The organism is Metabacillus sp. FJAT-52054, from assembly GCF_037201815.1.
GTDB classification, from domain to species: domain Bacteria; phylum Bacillota; class Bacilli; order Bacillales; family Bacillaceae; genus Metabacillus_B; species Metabacillus_B sediminis.
The window spans coordinates 604703-619633 of the sequence record NZ_CP147407.1 but is presented as its reverse complement, the minus strand read 5'-3'; the positions used below and the strand labels follow the sequence as shown (position 1 = coordinate 619633).

Genomic DNA, 14931 nt, shown 5'->3' with positions numbered 1-14931 from the left:
ATTTTTGTAATTGTAAGGGGATACATGATTCATAGCCGCTCCCGTTTCAAAAGCTGATCAAGTTCGGTTTTTGTCTTCCTGATATAATCATCATCCACATGAATAAGCTTCATATCAAGTTTCAAAATGTAATCTCTAAAGCTGTTTTTCAGTTCTTTGAATTTTCTTTTAAACTCCCTATTTTTCTTCGTTGGGAAAAAATCGATTACTAGTTCAACAAATCCGTAACAAGCTCAAATAGATCACTCAAAATGATTCCTACTTTCTATTATTAATGATCCGTATAAACGATGAGGGTGTCGTATGCAAATTCCACATTCAATCCCTCTGCCGCCAGTAATTTTTCAACCTCTTTCAGATCGTCATGGCTCAGGCCGCTGATTTCTTCTATATGGGTCAGCATGGTTTTTTTAGCCCCAAGTGCTTTAATAATTCCGATGGTTTCTGTAAACGTACATTCTTCTTTTAATAGAGGATGATCGGCTGCAATCAGTCTTTCTCCTGTCAGCGGATGCGTCTCGAAAATACCCGCCGGCAAGATGGCAAGGTCCGCTCCCTTTACCTCTGGTCCCGGTTTCCAGTTATTCGTTTCATCCATGGCGATGACGACTTTTTGCTCGGAATTCTCGAGTAAAAAGGCATACACATAGTCTTCTGCCAGCCGGAACGGTGTAATGATCGTGTCCTTCACCCACACTGAATCGCCGTCTTTTAATTCACGAAGATCCACAAATCCCTGCTGTTCGAAAAAGGCAAAGTGATCCCCGCTGCCAAGGAAGCGCTGAAAATCCACGGCTACCTGCTTCGGCAAATACACCTTTGTTTTCGTGTGGCTTGAGGGGTGATTTTTCCAATCCGCATTCAGTGATTCTAAAATCCGTCTCCCCATCACATGATCCGGATGCCAATGGGAATAAAACACCCCATCAATCGATTGAATGGAGGACCGGTTAATCTGAAAATAAATATCTTCCGGCGTATCGAATAGCAGATTGAGCCCGTGTATAAAAAGACTCGGACCGGAACGGCTGTAAGGAACGCCAATCTCTCTTGCTTCCTCACAAACCGCGCACCGGCATAGAGGCCTCGGGATCGTCATCGCCCCGCCTGTGCCAAGGAATTCGATTTTCATTTTTTTGCCCCCTGTCAATCTCACTCTTTTATTTATATATATCATACAAGAGGTGTTAATTTATAGGAAACAAAGAGAGGATTCACCAAAAAGGCTTATTCCCAATGAATAAGCCCCTCATCCAATCTGATTCTCAAACAGCGAATTCCGATTATTAAACTTCATAATCCAGTAAAACAGAAAAACATTAAGCAGCAGGACAGCAGTTGAGATCATCAGCATGAGCTCAATTCCAAGCAGGAAAAGGCCGCTTAGCTGCCCGACTAGCATCCCAATGACGGGAAGAACAATAATTCCGCCGATGTTTTGTGCTTCCTGATAGGTTTTCACTTTTGCTGAGATGATGACATTTAATAGAATTGTCATGATCATGACGAGCGGTGACAGACAAAGGATCAGCACAAGCCATTTACCTGATGGAAAAATCAATTTTTCAAACAGGATGAAGCCGGTCGCATTGATGATGATGCCGCTTATGATGAAGCTGATGAGCGAAACGGCAACAGATGGAATAAAGGAAGCCAGCACTTTCCCTGCGAAAAGCTCCTTAATTGTGATCGGTGAAAACAGGAGGCTTTCCAGTGTCCGGCGCTCCTTTTCTCCGGCAAAGCTGTTGGCGGCGATGACGGAGGACGTGATGATTGGAATGAGTAAAAATAAAGACGGATACAGATAATTCGTAAAGATGTAGAAAAATTTCTGATTCAGTTCCGGCATTGCACCGGCTTGAAGCCCGGTTATCATTTTATCGATAAGCTGAAGCATGGCCGGGTCCATCATGCTTCCCACGTCTGCAAACAGGACGAAGCAGGACATAGCGACTGGAAACACCGTGCTGAAAATCAGCGGGATGACGATGAGCGTGACAAACAGGTTTTTCGTCCGGATCAGCTGGGTGATGTCTTTTTTAAAGATGGCTGTGATGACGGTTTTGTCCATGATGGGCCTCCCTTATTTTGAAGTAGATGGTTTCAACGGAAATGTTTTCGATGCTGACAGAATAAACGGAATGGGTTTGCAGGATTTCCTTCAAAAGATCTGAAATCCCCCTTTTTGATTTTACCCGGCAGCGGAGAAACCCACCTTTAACGATGTCCATTCCGTTCCTTCCCGGCCAATCCGTCTCAATCACGACCGATAGCTCGGTTATATATTTCTCCGTCAGTTCCGATAAAGAACCTTGTTCGGCAATCGTATGATTTTCCATAAAGGCAAACGAATCACAGATGGTTTCCAGCTGATGCAAAACGTGTGAGCAGATGATAATCGTCGTGCCTGTTTCTTCATTGTACTTTTTCAAGTAGGAGAGAACGAGGTTGATTCCGTCCGGATCGAGGCCGTTCGTTGGTTCATCCAAGAACAAAATTTCCGGCTTATGGATGAGTGCCTTCGCAAGGGCCAGTCTCTTCTTCATCCCCGTACTGTACGTTCCAGCCAGTCTATGCTGATACTCCTCCATATCAAACAGCTTCAGCAGCCGGCCGATTTCACTCTTATCCTGAACTTTATAAAGGTCAGCGAAAAACTTCAAATTATCCAGACCGCTCATCTCGTGATACAGACCGGCATTTTCCGTCACAATACCGGATATTTTCCTGATTTCATCGCCTTCTGCTACAGGGTCAAAACCCGCAACCCGGATCGTTCCCTGGTCAGGAGTGATGACCCCGTTCAGAATCCGGATCAGAGTTGTCTTCCCTGCCCCATTCGGTCCAAGCAGACCAAGGATTTCCCCTTTTTTCACGGTAAAATCCACTCCGTTCAGCACGGACTCTTTTCCAAATGATTTTGCTGCTCCTGAAACTTCAATAATATTGGACAATATAGCCGCCTCCTCTGCCTTTATTTTTCCGGATCAGGGATTGTGATCGTTCCGATATGCCTTGTTCTCCGTTCCGGTGATGGCTGCTGCTCCATGGCTTCCATCATCAGGCTGGCCATTTTCCCCATCAGTTCCATGAACTCTTCATCCGTTAAATGAACACTTGCTACCCGGTACCCGACTCCATCCTCTATCAAATTAAATGTTTCCTGGCTTAAATAGTCTTCATACATGCCGGCTAACTGATTCGTAAACGCGGCGAAAAGATCCAGATGTTCTTCCTTCGTAATCTTCTCAAGATCCTCTGGCGTCGCAGCCCCGGTTTTCTTTAGAGCATAAATCTTTTCCACCGTTCCCCGGATCGGATTTTCCTGAACGACTTCAATAATTTCCGCTTCTAAAAGCTTATTGATATGCCGGTACAAGGTGGCAGTAGGAACTCCGTCAATCCGTTCTGAAAACTGCTGGGCAGACAGCTCTCTCCCATTAATTAAAGCCTGCGCAATTTTCATTCTGACCGGATGCAGTAGGAGTTTCGCTTTGGATGTTTGATTCATTACGGCATTCACCTCTTATTATTATCACTTTTGATAATATAATATAAAACGGGAATAATCAATATAAAAAAATACCCTCATGGGGTGGAGGGTATACAATACATGTACTGGCTGATATTTTTAAGATCTAAATAAGAATCGCATAAATACATATGCTTTTTTCATGACTGAAATCTCTTTTCAAGACTATTTATTTTAGTATCGTGCTTACCTGTTTTTTCGCTTAAATAATCAACATCATAGGTAATACCATCAACTTTTTTGTTAATCAGATTAAGTGTTCCTTTAATATCCTCTTGTTGGCTTTTCTCTATACTATCTAGTCTTTGCAGCACTTCGCTAAATTGCTGATCGACTTTATCGAACCGTTCTAGAATGGCTTTCAATAACTGTTCATTTTCCATTTACACACATCCTTAAATGAAAGTAGCTATGTTCTTACTATAACATATACCCACATTCCTTTAAATTCTACAACAAGTTAGATTCTTAGCCGGCAACCCCGCAATGATTGAATGCTGCAAATTTTTCATAAACTAATCGTTCCTTCGCCAAATCCATGTGCATTCCCCGAATGGAACGATCCGTTTTCTAATAATAGCCGTTTTATATCGTTGTTAAGTAAAGAGTATCATAGCCCTTCAGGACCATTTATATTCTACTGCTCATCACTAACGTCCGCGGCGCAAATCCCATTTCTTCATAAAGCTGTATCGCTTGATTTCCTGCAAACACGCTTAAACGAACTTCTTTATGACCTTCCGATTTAAGATGGTTCATAGCCTCTTCCATCAGTTTCCTGCCAAGCCCATTTTTCCTGAAAGGCTCAAGCACGTAGAGTTCATAGACAAATCCATACGTTTGATCTGTAAGCGAATCCTTGCCCCCTCCAATCAAAACCCATCCTTGAAAGGCATCTCCATCCTTTGCAACTAAATACTTGCACCCTTTATCCAATAGTGACTGAACAAGCGGGCCCGCTTTTTTATCTGACGGGCGGGCTTCGCCAAGGGTTCCGTCACTAATTGCCTGAGAAGAGTGTGAAAGAATGATTGGGAGGTCTTGCTCAGTAAAAGGCCGAATTTGGGAACGAAGGGAACCCCGTTTATGGGCTGAAGAATTTTCTTTAACAGCTTTTTTTGCATAAACCTTAATCGATCCTCCGCCAGGTCCATATGCCTCTCCCGAATGGATCCACCCGTATTTCTCATAATAGCCGTCTATATCAGTTGTTAAATATAGAGTCTTGTACCCTTTTTCAGCCGCTTCCCGCAGCCCATGCTCAAGAAGATCCCTACCGAGTTCCTTCCCCCGGTAAGCCGGATCCACATACAGACAGGCAAGCCATGGATGTAAATCCTGGCGACTGTTTATGTCATTTCTGAGCAAGGCGTATGTACCGATGATTTCATCGTTTTGGAGTCCGATATAAAATCTCGGAAGATCGGAATCGGTTTTACACGATTGCTTCATGCAGTCTTCGTAAAACGCGCGGTTCTCATGGCTTCCCCATTCTCCCCAGAATGCCTGAAGAGCCTTTTCAAAAAGTTCAGGACGCCGGCTGATTTCTAGAATGTCCATTCTGGTTTCCCCTTTGTTCGTTTTCTATCTACAAGGCTGGTAAATCCGTAGTGTAAAAATCCAATCACAAGGGTTCCGGTAAACGGTAGCAAGAAATACGTCGCCCAGGAATACATCCCCCTGAAAAAGTAAGCGTAGGTGGTGACAAGCAGGGCAAACAAGAGCAGCCCCAAAAGCCCCTGGCGATTTCTCGATTTTAGATAGTTTCCCGCTTCATAGACAACTGTGCTCCAGCAAACTGCAGATCCGATCAGGAAAATAATGCTGCAAATGTAGTCCACTGCGTCTGGAAAAGAGTCGCTTCTTACAGGTATTGTGAATTTACATATGGCTAGTGAAACAAACATGGACAACAGAAGCCATGTACAATAAACAAAACCTCTGATTTTTCTCATTTTCATATCATTTCTTCCCTTTTAATGTTGAAGTTCCGATTCGTTCCCATTCCACAAAAGGGTCCGGATTTCCTTCTCCATCCGTCCATAAGCGGTAATGCACCCCGTCAGCCTCCACTTCCAGCACGAACTCTGCATAGAATTCTCCCCAGCTCCCAAGCGCTGCGGTTTTATTGATTCGAGTGATTTCGGGATGCAGGGAAAGGACCTTATCTTTGATGAAATTCAATTTTGATTGGGTGTATAGATAAATTGAAGCGGTAAAGATGGCAAGGATGACGACCAGGATAATCAGGACATGTTTGTATTTCAATTCTCCACTCCTGTTATATGAACCATAATATTCCATTTGAATTTTATCATAACAGACAGAGTGTCTGCTTTCTATTTATATTTAAAAATGACAAAAAAAAAGACCACCCTCAGATGATCTCCTCACTCTTCTTCCTGATCCCAATCCTTCTTAAACCGGTCAAACTTGCCTTCCAAATCATCAAGCATCTGGATCAGGCGGTCTACGTCTTCAAGATCCGTTGATTCGGGATCCATTGAATCGATAACCTCCATGAACATATTCAGGCGGTTTTTTAAATAATCTATTTGTGAGTCTTTATCTTTTGCGGCGTTTCCCATTTTTGCATTCACTCCTTTCACCGTTTTCATAGTAGCGGATTTCTTGTGAATTGACAACTTTCCTTTATGCACGGTACTGGAGATTCATGATAAGATGGAGATTGTGATTTTATTTAAGGAGTTTTGATAATGAGCACTACTCACAGTTTACCCCCTATTACCCCTTCTTACGACCCGTGGGAAGCTTATATGGACATAGAACAATATGGAAAGCCAACCTTGACGAACGTTGAGTTTACGACGACAACGCTTTGCAATATGAGGTGCGAGCATTGCGCCGTCGGCTATACGCTGACACCGAAGGATCCGAACGCGCTTCCTCTGGACCTGCTGATCCGCCGTTTGGATGAAATTCCGAATTTGCGGTCGTTCAGCATTACGGGTGGTGAGCCGATGATGTCGATGAAGTCGGTAAACAGCTATGTTGTGCCGCTTTTGAAATATGCGCATGAGCGCGGTGTCCGCACTCAGATCAATTCAAACCTGACACTTGATCTGGCCAGGTATGAGAAAATCATTCCTTACCTGGATGTTCTGCACATCTCCCATAACTGGGGCACGATGGAGGACTTTGCGGAAGGCGGCTTCGCAATGATGGAGAAAAAGCCGACCTTTGAGCAGCGCGCGAAATATTTTGACCGGATGGTGGAAAACAGCCGTGCGCTTGTCGCTGCAGGTGTAACCGTGTCCGCAGAGACAATGCTGAATAAGCGCACACTCCCATATCTTGAAAAAATCCACAAGCAGATTACAGAGGAAATGCTGTGTCAAAGGCATGAGGTGCACCCTATGTACCCGAGTGACTTTGCGAGCGCACTTGAAACTCTTTCCCTGGAGGAAACACGCCAAGCGATTCATAATCTGCTGGATGTACGAAATGAAGATGTTTGGATGCTGTTCGGCACCTTGCCGTTTTATGCATGCAGTGATTCTGATGAGGATTTGGAGCTGATGAGGAGACTGCGTGCTTCGAAAAACGTAACGGTCCGGAATGACCCGGATGGCCGTTCCCGCTTGAACGTCAATATTTTCACGGGAGAAGTCATTGTAACGGACTTCGGCGATACTCCTCCACTCGGCAACATTCAGACATCAACTCTTCAGAGCGCCTATGAAAAGTGGTCTGGTTCACCAATCGCCAAGTCATTAAGCTGCCACTGCCCGAGCGTCCAATGCCTCGGCCCAAATATTCTGGTGAAAAACAGCTACTATGCGAATGAAGATTTCACCATGAAGAAAGCGAAACTGTAAAGCCTTGGGGCTTTGCAGTTTTTTTAGTTTGGTAAGGCTGCGATTTTTGGTGGATGGTGTCTCCTGGTCGCTATTCGACAACACCGCGTTGATATTCGACAAAATCGCGTTGATATTCGACATGTAGAGGTTTCTATCCGACAAATCTCCGTTGATATTCGACACTCCGCTCCTCCATTGAACCAGCAATACCCTCACTTGCCCGTAATCGACACAATTTTGCCCACTATCGACACACCTTTGCCCGTTATTGACAAATTTCCGCCCGTAAATCCGCCCTCTGCCAAGTTAAATCCGCCCTATCCCAAGTTGAAAGCCCGCCACCCAACAAAAAACACCGTCCAGCCCCCCTGAACGGTGTTCCCCACTCATTACCTCGGGCGATCCGAGACCATGTATCCAAAGGATAGGTGGTCCTGAACCGGAATCCATGCACCGATTCCCTGGGAGGTAACGTTTTTCACGTTGATTTTTCGCTTGTTTCCTTTGAGCTCGAGGTACACTTCCCCGTATGTCACTTTTCCTTTTTCGCTGATAGCCGGTGCGTATGCGTATAGGTAGCCCATTTTTTTTACGGGTACGTTGTAGATTTGATCTTTTTTGGTGCCGGATCCTATGATGGTTTCGAAGGAGAGCGGCAGGTTGGTTTTCTTCATGGCTTTCAGCAGCATCATGTTTTTCACGTCTTCGACCATTGGGACTTCAGAGGTAAGGCCGCCTTTAATTTTTTTCTGGTCGTTTTGTTTGTAATGGATTTGGGCGGCTGCTTTTCCTCCGCGGTTGTCCGACAGGTTCGAGTTGATGCGCTGGTATTCCCAGTGTGGCGTGGTTTCACTGGATTCATAGTTCAGTGCCCATCGGCCAAGGTAGATGGTCGCACGGTATCCAACTGCAAGGGGCGAATCGGAAATCGTTGTTTCATTCAGCTGCTTGATGAGATTCGGATTTTCAATTGGAACGGTGGAGGATTCGGAAAGCTCTCTTGCAAGCTCGCTCGGCTGCAGATATGGAAGGTTCTGCGCCGGATTAGGATACGTATTTTCCTTGGATATGTCCAGTACAGATGATGGGATTTTCGTTTTCGCTTCCGTCATGTAGATGCTTGAAAAACAAACGGATAATAGCACGGCTACACAAATGGTGATTCGTTTCATTTTCATGGGTGGGTCCCCTTCCAGCTTCTTTTCCTATAGTTTTTTCAGGGGTTGAGCGGATTATCCATCTTCCGTGAAAAAATGATGATTTTCAACAATTCAACACACTTTATGCATGTTTTGACACGAAATATTGGTAAAATAAACAGTGACCTGAAAGGAGCTTTTTTATGAAAAAAATCATCGTTCTTTTTCTTTTTGCCTTATTCACCTTTCATCAGACCGGGGCTCTGGCTCATTCCACATTGGAAAGTTCGAACCCAGAGAAGGGCTCGACGGTGACGGAAAAATTGGATGAGATTCAGCTTACGTTTAATACAGAGGTTGAGGAGTCCAGTGCGTTTAAAGTGCTGAAAGACGGGAAGACAGAGGTTCCAGTCGAAAATATACAGATAAACGGCAGCACACTTACCGGGCAGCTGCCCGAGCAAGTGGAAAACGGATCTTACACGGTTAGCTGGGATATTGTTGGAGCAGACGGCCATGTGATCAAAGATTCCCTGGAGTTTACATTAAACGTTCCAGCCCCTGTCCAGGAAGAACAGCCACCTGCCGAAGACAAGAAGAAAGAGCCTGCTGCTGAGAAAAAAGAAGAACCTGCTGCGAAAGAAAAAACAGCCTCTGAAACGCCTTCCGGTGACAGCACCATGGTCATCATCGGATCCATCCTTGCTATTGCTGCAGTTGCTGCGATCTTCTTCTCGGTAAGAAAAGGCCGTCGCTAATATGGTTTGGATTATGCTTTCTGAAGTTGGGCTGTATCTCAGCTTTTCCATTCTGATGGGAGCCCTCTTTATGTCTTACATACCAGAATCCAAGAAGCCGGACATTCATGTGCCGAAACACTGGATGCAGCTCGCAACGCTTGGAGTCGCTGTTTTTTCATTTTCTCCTGTGCTCGAGCTTGCTTCCCGCTTTTATGAAACGAAAGGATTCTTCGGAGCCATTGTTCAGGTAATCAAGGATTTTCAAATTGGCCAAATGTGGGCACTCGCACTTGTCCTAATTATCATGTTTTATTTATTTATTACCTTTGCGCCGATATTTGATGACGTCCAGTATCGGTCCATTTCTTTATTTTTCGTGATATCCCTTATCTTTTCAATTAGTGTGAACAGCCATACCTCTTCACTGAGCGGATACGGGATCCTTTACCACGCCATTCACTTTTTGACGATGAGTGTATGGATCGGAATTTTGCTGCAGGTCAGCTGGTTCTCAAAAAACAGCAGGAATTGGCTGTCCTTGTTAAAATGGTTTACGCCTGTTGCAATGATTCTGGTGGTCCTTGTTATTTTCACAGGGTTTCTGCTGATGACGCTGCTGATGAACGTCGCTGAATATCCGCAAACCTGGGCACTAAATTACGGGCAGTATTTACTGATTAAGCATTTAATCATTATACCGGTTCTCGTCTTCGGATTTTTAAATGGATTTTATATGAAGAGACGGCTTAAAAAGGGCAGCGAAGGAGATCCCCGAAGATGGACGAAAACAGAGAGCCTGTTTCTGCTGATCGTCTTTCCGGTTACCGGTCTCCTTGGACAGCAGGAGCCTCCGCATAATATTGAGGTAACGAAAGTGAGCGATGGGATTTCCCCATTGTTCCAGCTCCTGTCGGCTGACAGTCAGATTGGATTTGCATTTGGGGGGCTTAGCTTTTTATTCGGACTGCTCGCCGTTCTCTTTTTAACCCTGCTAATCCTTCAGTTCCGGAAAAATGGACCGGCTATCCCCGCATTTATTTTGGGGCTGCTGTTCACAGTCTCTTCTTATCTCTTTATCATGGCAAGTATTTAAAGAGGGCAGACTTCACCCTCTTTTTTTTCAAAAAAATATTTATCTGAATATTTACAAATTTAATCTAAAATTATATGATAGCAGTAAGCAACCTAAAGTGTGATTGTGGTTTCGTCCTACAAATTTTTGGCTGACTCTGAATGGAGTCAGCCGCTTTTTTTCTATAAGGAGAATATATGATAACCAACTTTTTTAAGGCGTATTTTAAAGGCCTTTCTTTATCTCCCGGTTTATTTTATTCATGGGAACAGAGCATTCGGTTTGAACTTTGGGCGCACTCCAATTCGAATGAAGAGCCATGCTTTCAGCAAATGCATGAGCGTGCTATAACACTGTTCAACCGGGTTTTTGCTGAGGAAGATGACATCCTTTTCATTACGGATGTTTACGGCAGCAGCACTTTCCATTTAAACGTGTACCCAAAATACATAAAACAGAGACAGCAGCTATACAAACTGCAGCATTCAGTTTTAAAAAGAGGCTCAGAAGAAGATGGTGTCACTCACAGATATTTGCTTCCCTGCAAAAAATATGATATTCGGTACACAAAGCTTCTAAAAGCCATTGGCTACAAGGATTTCCGACACCCTTCTACTATTCTGAAAACCAAACCTCAGATTGGCTATGATCTTTATTTTGTTAACCTTTCTAAGAAAATGATTTTTCATATGTACGATGACCAGGGATGTGATGTTTTAGGATCCGATAAAGAAACGATCCGGTTTCTATATGAAGAATATCGCGATTGGCTTTTAGAGTATAATCGCGAAGAGATGGATCGTGTGTTTAAGCGCTGACTATTAAAAAAAGAGAACCCCCACACCCGGGAGTTCTCTCATCCTTATAGCAAATAAAACCCAATCCCCATAATAAAGTAAGCCGCGAGCAGTGTTGCTCCTTCAAACCAGTTTGTATCCCCGTCGTTAGTCAGGATAATCGTTAAAAAGACGGCTGTAACCATGGAGATGAGCTCTGGCATGGTAAAGACAAGCGTAAGGTTATTTTCAAACATTAGTGAAAGCAAAACAAGCAGAGGCGCTACAAACATGGCGATTTGCAGCGTAGATCCTACGGCAATTTCCACGGCAACGTTCATTTTGTTTTTATAGGCCATAACAATTGCGGATGCGTGCTCCGCTGCATTCCCGACGATGGCAACGATGATAATCCCGATAAACAGCTCGCTCCAGCCCAGTGTTTCTCCTACTTCTTCAAATGTGTGCACAAGATTTTCAGAAACATAAGCAACAGCGATTGTGGCAAGAAGAAGGACAAGGGTTGCTTTCTTTGCCCCCCACTCCGGTTCCTCGTGTTCACCCGCTTCATCTGTTTTATGCTTATACACCCCGCGGTGAGTCACCAGCTTGAAGAACAGGGCAAAAAGATACAGCAAAATCAGGATGATGGAAATCCCCACACTGAACGTCAGGGTCTTGCCCTCATCCATGTCCATGGAGAACACCTCCGGAATAACGAAGGCAACGATGATTGAGAAAATCAGCAGTCCTGAGTTGTGTCTCGCATCGTAGACGTTGAACTCTTGCCTCTTGTACTTTAGTCCGCCAATAAGGAAGGATAGGCCCCCGACAAGAAGAAGGTTTCCAATAACGGAACCAGTTAATGAAGCGAGAACGACTCCGTTTAAACCTGCCTGCAGGGCAAATATTGAGATAATCAGCTCAACAGCGTTCCCGAATGTCGCATTTAATAGTCCCCCAATTCTCGGACCAGCTACTATGGCCAGACTTTCGGTCGCTCTTCCCATAAAGCCCGCCAATGCGATAATCGTCAGACAGTAAACGGCGAACATGATCAAAGAAGGCCAATGAAGCAGGCTGCCAAGAACAGACAGCGGAATTCCAGCTATAACTGCAATAAGAAAAATTCGATTTACCATACCTTCACCTTACTTTCCATGATCATTAATATGTATTTCCAAATGCTGACCCTCATGTATGTTTCCCCGTTTTTGTTGCAAATTAACCTTGAAAGCAAGGAGGATTGATAAAATGTCTGCTCAGCTTGAAGAGAAAATCATGAAGCTTCTCGACAACCATCAGATCGGATCGATGGCAACGGTTCGGAACGGAAAGCCCTACTCCCGTTTTATGCTGTTTTTTCATCAGGGCTTAACCCTTTATACGGCAACGAGTAAAAAAACCCATAAAGCAGAGGATATCCGCGAAAATCCGGCTGTTCATCTATTGCTGGGGCTTGAAGGAAATGGCTTCCGGGATGAGTATGCAGAGATCGAAGCAAACGCCTCGGTTGAAGAGTCCTCATCACTCAAAGAAAAGTTTTGGAACGAGAAGTTAAAGGATTGGATCAAAAGCCCTGACGATCCTGATTTTTTGCTATTAAAGCTCGAACCTGAAAAGTTCTGCTATTTCTCAAAAGCCGGCGAAGAGCCGGAAACACTTACGATGGATTGAGGAGGACGGTCATATTTGACCGTCTTTTTCAATTTAGCCTTGAACCGTTCACTTCATACCAAAAAAAGACCGGCTCCCTGGGGAACCGGCCTCTTACTCAACAATTTCAAACGTTTCCTTAATTTCGATGCTGTCCTCCACAGACCGGACCATCGAACAGTTTTTACGGGTTAGCTCCATTGCTTTCTTCATAGACTCTTCCTTCAGGTTCTTCCCTTTAATCGTAAAGTGGACGTGGATCCTCTCAATCCGGTTCGCTTCTGCTTCATTTCTTTGTGCGTTCGCCTCAATCTGAATATCCTCTATTTCAAGCCGCTTCTTTTCAAGGATCTTCCGGAGTACTCCTCCGCTGCATACCGCAATGGAGGCAACCATCAGCTGATAGGGTCTGAAGCCATGCTGCTCATCTCCTGAAACCTGCAGATTCCCGAATTCTACTTCCGATGAAAATCCTTTTTCCGTCATTTTAAAGTTCATGGCCAATCCCTCCTTTTTCCTTATCTTATCCTTTTTCTTCAATATGCTGAAATATGTTGCCTGCTAACACTGGCGGTGATACGCTAAAATAAGTGAGAAATTTACAACAGCGGGGTTTAACATATGAATAAATTGCGTTTTGCCATTTTAATCAGCATCGTGACCGTCTCCGGTTTTTCTCAAGGCATGCTTCTCCCTGTCATCGCCATTCTTTTTGAACAGCAGGGGTACCCCTCGTCTTTAAACGGATTGCACGCGACCGGACTTTATATTGGAGTATTGCTGGCATCTCCTTTTATGGAAAAGCCTTTGCAAAAACTCGGCTATAAAAAAATGATAATTATCGGAGGCTTTCTCGTAATGGCCAGCCTTTTTGCCTTCCCGGTTCTCCAGTCATTCTGGATTTGGTTTGTCCTCAGGCTGCTCGTTGGAATTGGGGATCACATGCTCCACTTTTCAACCCAAACATGGATTACATCCATTTCTTCTGACCAAAACAGAGGGAAGAACATTTCCCTGTATGGAATCTGCTTCGGACTCGGTTTTGCCGCCGGTCCTATCCTGACCGGTGCAGCGGCAGTAAATCCAAACCTGCCTTTTATCATCAGCGGATTCATTAGTCTTGTTATTTGGGGACTTGCCTTTCTGTTAAGAAATGACTTCCCGGAGCACCAGGTTTCAGGCACTTCCGGAAGCACTGCACGCTTCAAGGATGCATGGAAGCTTTCATGGATTGCCTTTCTTCCTCCATTTATATACGGATTCCTGGAGTCATCGTTAAACGGAAACTACCCGGTTTATGCATTAAGGCAAGGGTTCTCTCCTGAAAATGTTGCCATCCTTCTTCCGGCGTTTGCAGTAGGTGGCATCATATTTCAGCTCCCGCTCGGTATTCTAAGTGATAAGTTCGGACGAAAACGGACGATTCCGATCGTTTTGTTTATCGGATTCCTGGGCTTCACAGCAGCAAGCTTCACCCAATCTTTCATCCTGCTGCTTGTTTGTTTCTTTATTGCCGGCATGGTGCTCGGATCGACGTTCTCCCTCGGCCTCACCTATATGGCAGACCTGCTTCCAAAGCATTTGCTGCCGGCAGGAAATCTACTATGCGGAATCTGTTTCAGCATTGGCAGCATCAGCGGACCCGTAATCGGAGGACTTTATATGGAGCTTATCCCGGGAAGCAACTTCTTTTACATCATCGCCATGCTGCTTCTCATCGTCATTGGGGTCTATGCGTTCCAAAAAAACAATGAACAGGAAAAAACAGCCGCCTGCAAGCAATAGGCGGCTGTTTTTTTATGAGGTTGGCGGGACAGTTCCAAGCCCGATCAGCTAAATTCCAGGCTGGAACGGATAAATTCGGGGACCGATTGGACAATTTAGGTGCGCCATCGGACAAATTAATCCGGACGGACAGATTCCTGGCCCGATCGGCTAAATTCCAGGCTCAATCGGCTAAATTCGGACGCCGCTCGGACAAATTAATCCGGATGGACAGATTCCTGGCCCGATCGGCTAAATTCCAGGCTGCAACGGCTAAATTCGGACGCCGCTCGGACAAATTACGTACGCCATCGGACAAATTACGTACGCCATCGGACAAATTAATTCGATCGGACAGATTCCAGGCTCAATCGGCTAAATTCAGAGGCCGGTTGGACAAATAAACGGCGCCATCGGACAAATTAATTCAA

Annotated in this window: 19 protein-coding genes and 1 pseudogene; 7 read left to right on the top strand and 13 right to left on the bottom strand. The window is 44.6% G+C overall.

Features of this window, described 5'->3' with window-relative positions; all coding sequences use genetic code 11:
• Nucleotides 1-271: 271 nt before the first annotated feature.
• The 10 genes and pseudogenes from WCV65_RS03390 to WCV65_RS03345 all read right to left on the bottom strand — a co-directional run bounded on the left by WCV65_RS03390 (nt 272) and on the right by WCV65_RS03345 (nt 6120).
• Nucleotides 272-1132 carry an MBL fold metallo-hydrolase gene (locus WCV65_RS03390; protein ID WP_338780063.1) on the bottom strand — a complete coding sequence of 287 codons (861 nt, stop codon included), beginning with the start codon at nt 1130-1132 and terminating at the stop codon, nt 272-274.
• 117 nt (nt 1133-1249) lie between these two features.
• The gene (locus tag WCV65_RS03385; protein ID WP_338780062.1) at nt 1250-2071 is read right to left on the bottom strand and encodes an ABC transporter permease subunit; all 822 of its coding nucleotides are present in this window, start codon (nt 2069-2071) and stop codon (nt 1250-1252) included.
• Complete coding sequence (locus WCV65_RS03380) at nt 2040-2954, bottom strand: ABC transporter ATP-binding protein (RefSeq protein WP_338780060.1); 915 nt, start codon at nt 2952-2954, stop codon at nt 2040-2042. Before WCV65_RS03380 ends, WCV65_RS03385 begins: the two co-directional genes overlap by 32 nt.
• Nucleotides 2955-2974: 20 nt before the next feature.
• On the bottom strand, nt 2975-3511 hold the full coding sequence (locus tag WCV65_RS03375; RefSeq protein ID WP_338780058.1) for a helix-turn-helix domain-containing protein: 537 nt from the start codon (nt 3509-3511) through the stop codon (nt 2975-2977).
• A gap of 161 nt (nt 3512-3672) precedes the next feature.
• Nucleotides 3673-3915, bottom strand: coding sequence for a hypothetical protein (locus tag WCV65_RS03370; RefSeq protein ID WP_338780056.1), 243 nt, complete (start codon nt 3913-3915; stop codon nt 3673-3675).
• Between the two features lie 247 nt (nt 3916-4162).
• A complete protein-coding gene (locus tag WCV65_RS03365; protein ID WP_338782139.1) occupies nt 4163-4468 on the bottom strand; it encodes a GNAT family N-acetyltransferase in 306 nt (101 codons plus the stop codon).
• A gap of 180 nt (nt 4469-4648) precedes the next feature.
• Nucleotides 4649-5092, bottom strand: a pseudogene (locus WCV65_RS03360) (GNAT family N-acetyltransferase); the annotation flags it as partial.
• The gene (locus WCV65_RS03355) at nt 5080-5493 is read right to left on the bottom strand and encodes a hypothetical protein (protein ID WP_338780054.1); all 414 of its coding nucleotides are present in this window, start codon (nt 5491-5493) and stop codon (nt 5080-5082) included. The gene WCV65_RS03355 and the pseudogene WCV65_RS03360, both read right to left, overlap by 13 nt.
• Before the next feature lies 1 nt (nt 5494).
• Nucleotides 5495-5800, bottom strand: a complete 306-nt coding sequence (locus WCV65_RS03350; RefSeq protein WP_338780052.1) for a hypothetical protein — start codon at nt 5798-5800, stop codon at nt 5495-5497.
• A 122-nt stretch (nt 5801-5922) separates the two neighbouring features.
• Nucleotides 5923-6120 (bottom strand): SE1561 family protein, encoded by a 198-nt coding sequence (locus tag WCV65_RS03345; protein WP_035407202.1) that lies wholly within the window; start codon nt 6118-6120, stop codon nt 5923-5925.
• Between the two features lie 129 nt (nt 6121-6249).
• Here WCV65_RS03345 and yfkAB point away from each other — a divergent pair, with 129 nt between their 5' ends.
• Nucleotides 6250-7371, top strand: a complete 1122-nt coding sequence (yfkAB, locus tag WCV65_RS03340; RefSeq protein WP_338780050.1) for a radical SAM/CxCxxxxC motif protein YfkAB — start codon at nt 6250-6252, stop codon at nt 7369-7371.
• Nucleotides 7372-7742: 371 nt separating this feature from the next.
• Here yfkAB and WCV65_RS03335 read toward each other — a convergent pair whose 3' ends face one another.
• Nucleotides 7743-8465, bottom strand: a complete 723-nt coding sequence (locus tag WCV65_RS03335) for a YfkD famly protein (RefSeq protein WP_231889941.1) — start codon at nt 8463-8465, stop codon at nt 7743-7745.
• Between the two features lie 230 nt (nt 8466-8695).
• On the opposite strand from WCV65_RS03335, the gene WCV65_RS03330 reads away from it, so the two are divergent.
• From WCV65_RS03330 to WCV65_RS03320, 3 genes are all read left to right on the top strand, one after another.
• Nucleotides 8696-9250, top strand: a complete 555-nt coding sequence (locus WCV65_RS03330) for a copper resistance CopC family protein (RefSeq protein WP_338780048.1) — start codon at nt 8696-8698, stop codon at nt 9248-9250.
• 70 nt (nt 9251-9320) lie between these two features.
• Nucleotides 9321-10325 carry a CopD family protein gene (locus WCV65_RS03325; RefSeq protein WP_338780046.1) on the top strand — a complete coding sequence of 335 codons (1005 nt, stop codon included), beginning with the start codon at nt 9321-9323 and terminating at the stop codon, nt 10323-10325.
• A 176-nt stretch (nt 10326-10501) separates the two neighbouring features.
• On the top strand, nt 10502-11122 hold the full coding sequence (locus WCV65_RS03320; protein ID WP_338780044.1) for a DUF3885 domain-containing protein: 621 nt from the start codon (nt 10502-10504) through the stop codon (nt 11120-11122).
• 44 nt (nt 11123-11166) lie between these two features.
• Here WCV65_RS03320 and cax read toward each other — a convergent pair whose 3' ends face one another.
• Nucleotides 11167-12222 (bottom strand): calcium/proton exchanger, encoded by a 1056-nt coding sequence (gene cax / locus WCV65_RS03315; RefSeq protein ID WP_338780042.1) that lies wholly within the window; start codon nt 12220-12222, stop codon nt 11167-11169.
• Nucleotides 12223-12334: 112 nt separating this feature from the next.
• Here cax and WCV65_RS03310 point away from each other — a divergent pair, with 112 nt between their 5' ends.
• Nucleotides 12335-12757, top strand: coding sequence for a pyridoxamine 5'-phosphate oxidase family protein (locus WCV65_RS03310; protein WP_338780040.1), 423 nt, complete (start codon nt 12335-12337; stop codon nt 12755-12757).
• A 93-nt stretch (nt 12758-12850) separates the two neighbouring features.
• Here the strand turns inward: WCV65_RS03310 and WCV65_RS03305 are convergent, their stop codons facing one another.
• On the bottom strand, nt 12851-13234 hold the full coding sequence (locus WCV65_RS03305) for an OsmC family protein (protein ID WP_338780038.1): 384 nt from the start codon (nt 13232-13234) through the stop codon (nt 12851-12853).
• A 123-nt stretch (nt 13235-13357) separates the two neighbouring features.
• Here WCV65_RS03305 and WCV65_RS03300 point away from each other — a divergent pair, with 123 nt between their 5' ends.
• Together WCV65_RS03300 and WCV65_RS03295 are read left to right on the top strand one after the other, a co-directional pair.
• Complete coding sequence (locus tag WCV65_RS03300) at nt 13358-14521, top strand: MFS transporter (RefSeq protein ID WP_338780036.1); 1164 nt, start codon at nt 13358-13360, stop codon at nt 14519-14521.
• A 14-nt stretch (nt 14522-14535) separates the two neighbouring features.
• Nucleotides 14536-14904 carry a hypothetical protein gene (locus tag WCV65_RS03295; RefSeq protein ID WP_338780034.1) on the top strand — a complete coding sequence of 123 codons (369 nt, stop codon included), beginning with the start codon at nt 14536-14538 and terminating at the stop codon, nt 14902-14904.
• Nucleotides 14905-14931 lie beyond the last annotated feature (27 nt).

Excerpts from the sequence above, each read along its gene's own strand:
- WCV65_RS03390 (WP_338780063.1), bottom strand. The coding sequence starts at position 1,132 with ATGAAAATCGAATTCCTTGGCACAGGCGGGGCGATGACGATCCCGAGG.
- WCV65_RS03385 (WP_338780062.1), bottom strand. The coding sequence starts at position 2,071 with ATGGACAAAACCGTCATCACAGCCATCTTTAAAAAAGACATCACCCAG.
- WCV65_RS03375 (WP_338780058.1), bottom strand. The coding sequence starts at position 3,511 with ATGAATCAAACATCCAAAGCGAAACTCCTACTGCATCCGGTCAGAATG.
- WCV65_RS03370 (WP_338780056.1), bottom strand. The coding sequence starts at position 3,915 with ATGGAAAATGAACAGTTATTGAAAGCCATTCTAGAACGGTTCGATAAA.
- WCV65_RS03355 (WP_338780054.1), bottom strand. The coding sequence starts at position 5,493 with ATGAAAATGAGAAAAATCAGAGGTTTTGTTTATTGTACATGGCTTCTG.
- WCV65_RS03345 (WP_035407202.1), bottom strand. The coding sequence starts at position 6,120 with ATGGGAAACGCCGCAAAAGATAAAGACTCACAAATAGATTATTTAAAA.
- yfkAB (WP_338780050.1), top strand. The coding sequence starts at position 6,250 with ATGAGCACTACTCACAGTTTACCCCCTATTACCCCTTCTTACGACCCG.
- WCV65_RS03335 (WP_231889941.1), bottom strand. The coding sequence starts at position 8,465 with ATGACGGAAGCGAAAACGAAAATCCCATCATCTGTACTGGACATATCC.
- WCV65_RS03330 (WP_338780048.1), top strand. The coding sequence starts at position 8,696 with ATGAAAAAAATCATCGTTCTTTTTCTTTTTGCCTTATTCACCTTTCAT.
- WCV65_RS03325 (WP_338780046.1), top strand. The coding sequence starts at position 9,321 with ATGTCTTACATACCAGAATCCAAGAAGCCGGACATTCATGTGCCGAAA.
- WCV65_RS03320 (WP_338780044.1), top strand. The coding sequence starts at position 10,502 with ATGATAACCAACTTTTTTAAGGCGTATTTTAAAGGCCTTTCTTTATCT.
- cax (WP_338780042.1), bottom strand. The coding sequence starts at position 12,222 with ATGGTAAATCGAATTTTTCTTATTGCAGTTATAGCTGGAATTCCGCTG.
- WCV65_RS03310 (WP_338780040.1), top strand. The coding sequence starts at position 12,335 with ATGTCTGCTCAGCTTGAAGAGAAAATCATGAAGCTTCTCGACAACCAT.
- WCV65_RS03305 (WP_338780038.1), bottom strand. The coding sequence starts at position 13,234 with ATGAACTTTAAAATGACGGAAAAAGGATTTTCATCGGAAGTAGAATTC.
- WCV65_RS03300 (WP_338780036.1), top strand. The coding sequence starts at position 13,358 with ATGAATAAATTGCGTTTTGCCATTTTAATCAGCATCGTGACCGTCTCC.
- WCV65_RS03295 (WP_338780034.1), top strand. The coding sequence starts at position 14,536 with ATGAGGTTGGCGGGACAGTTCCAAGCCCGATCAGCTAAATTCCAGGCT.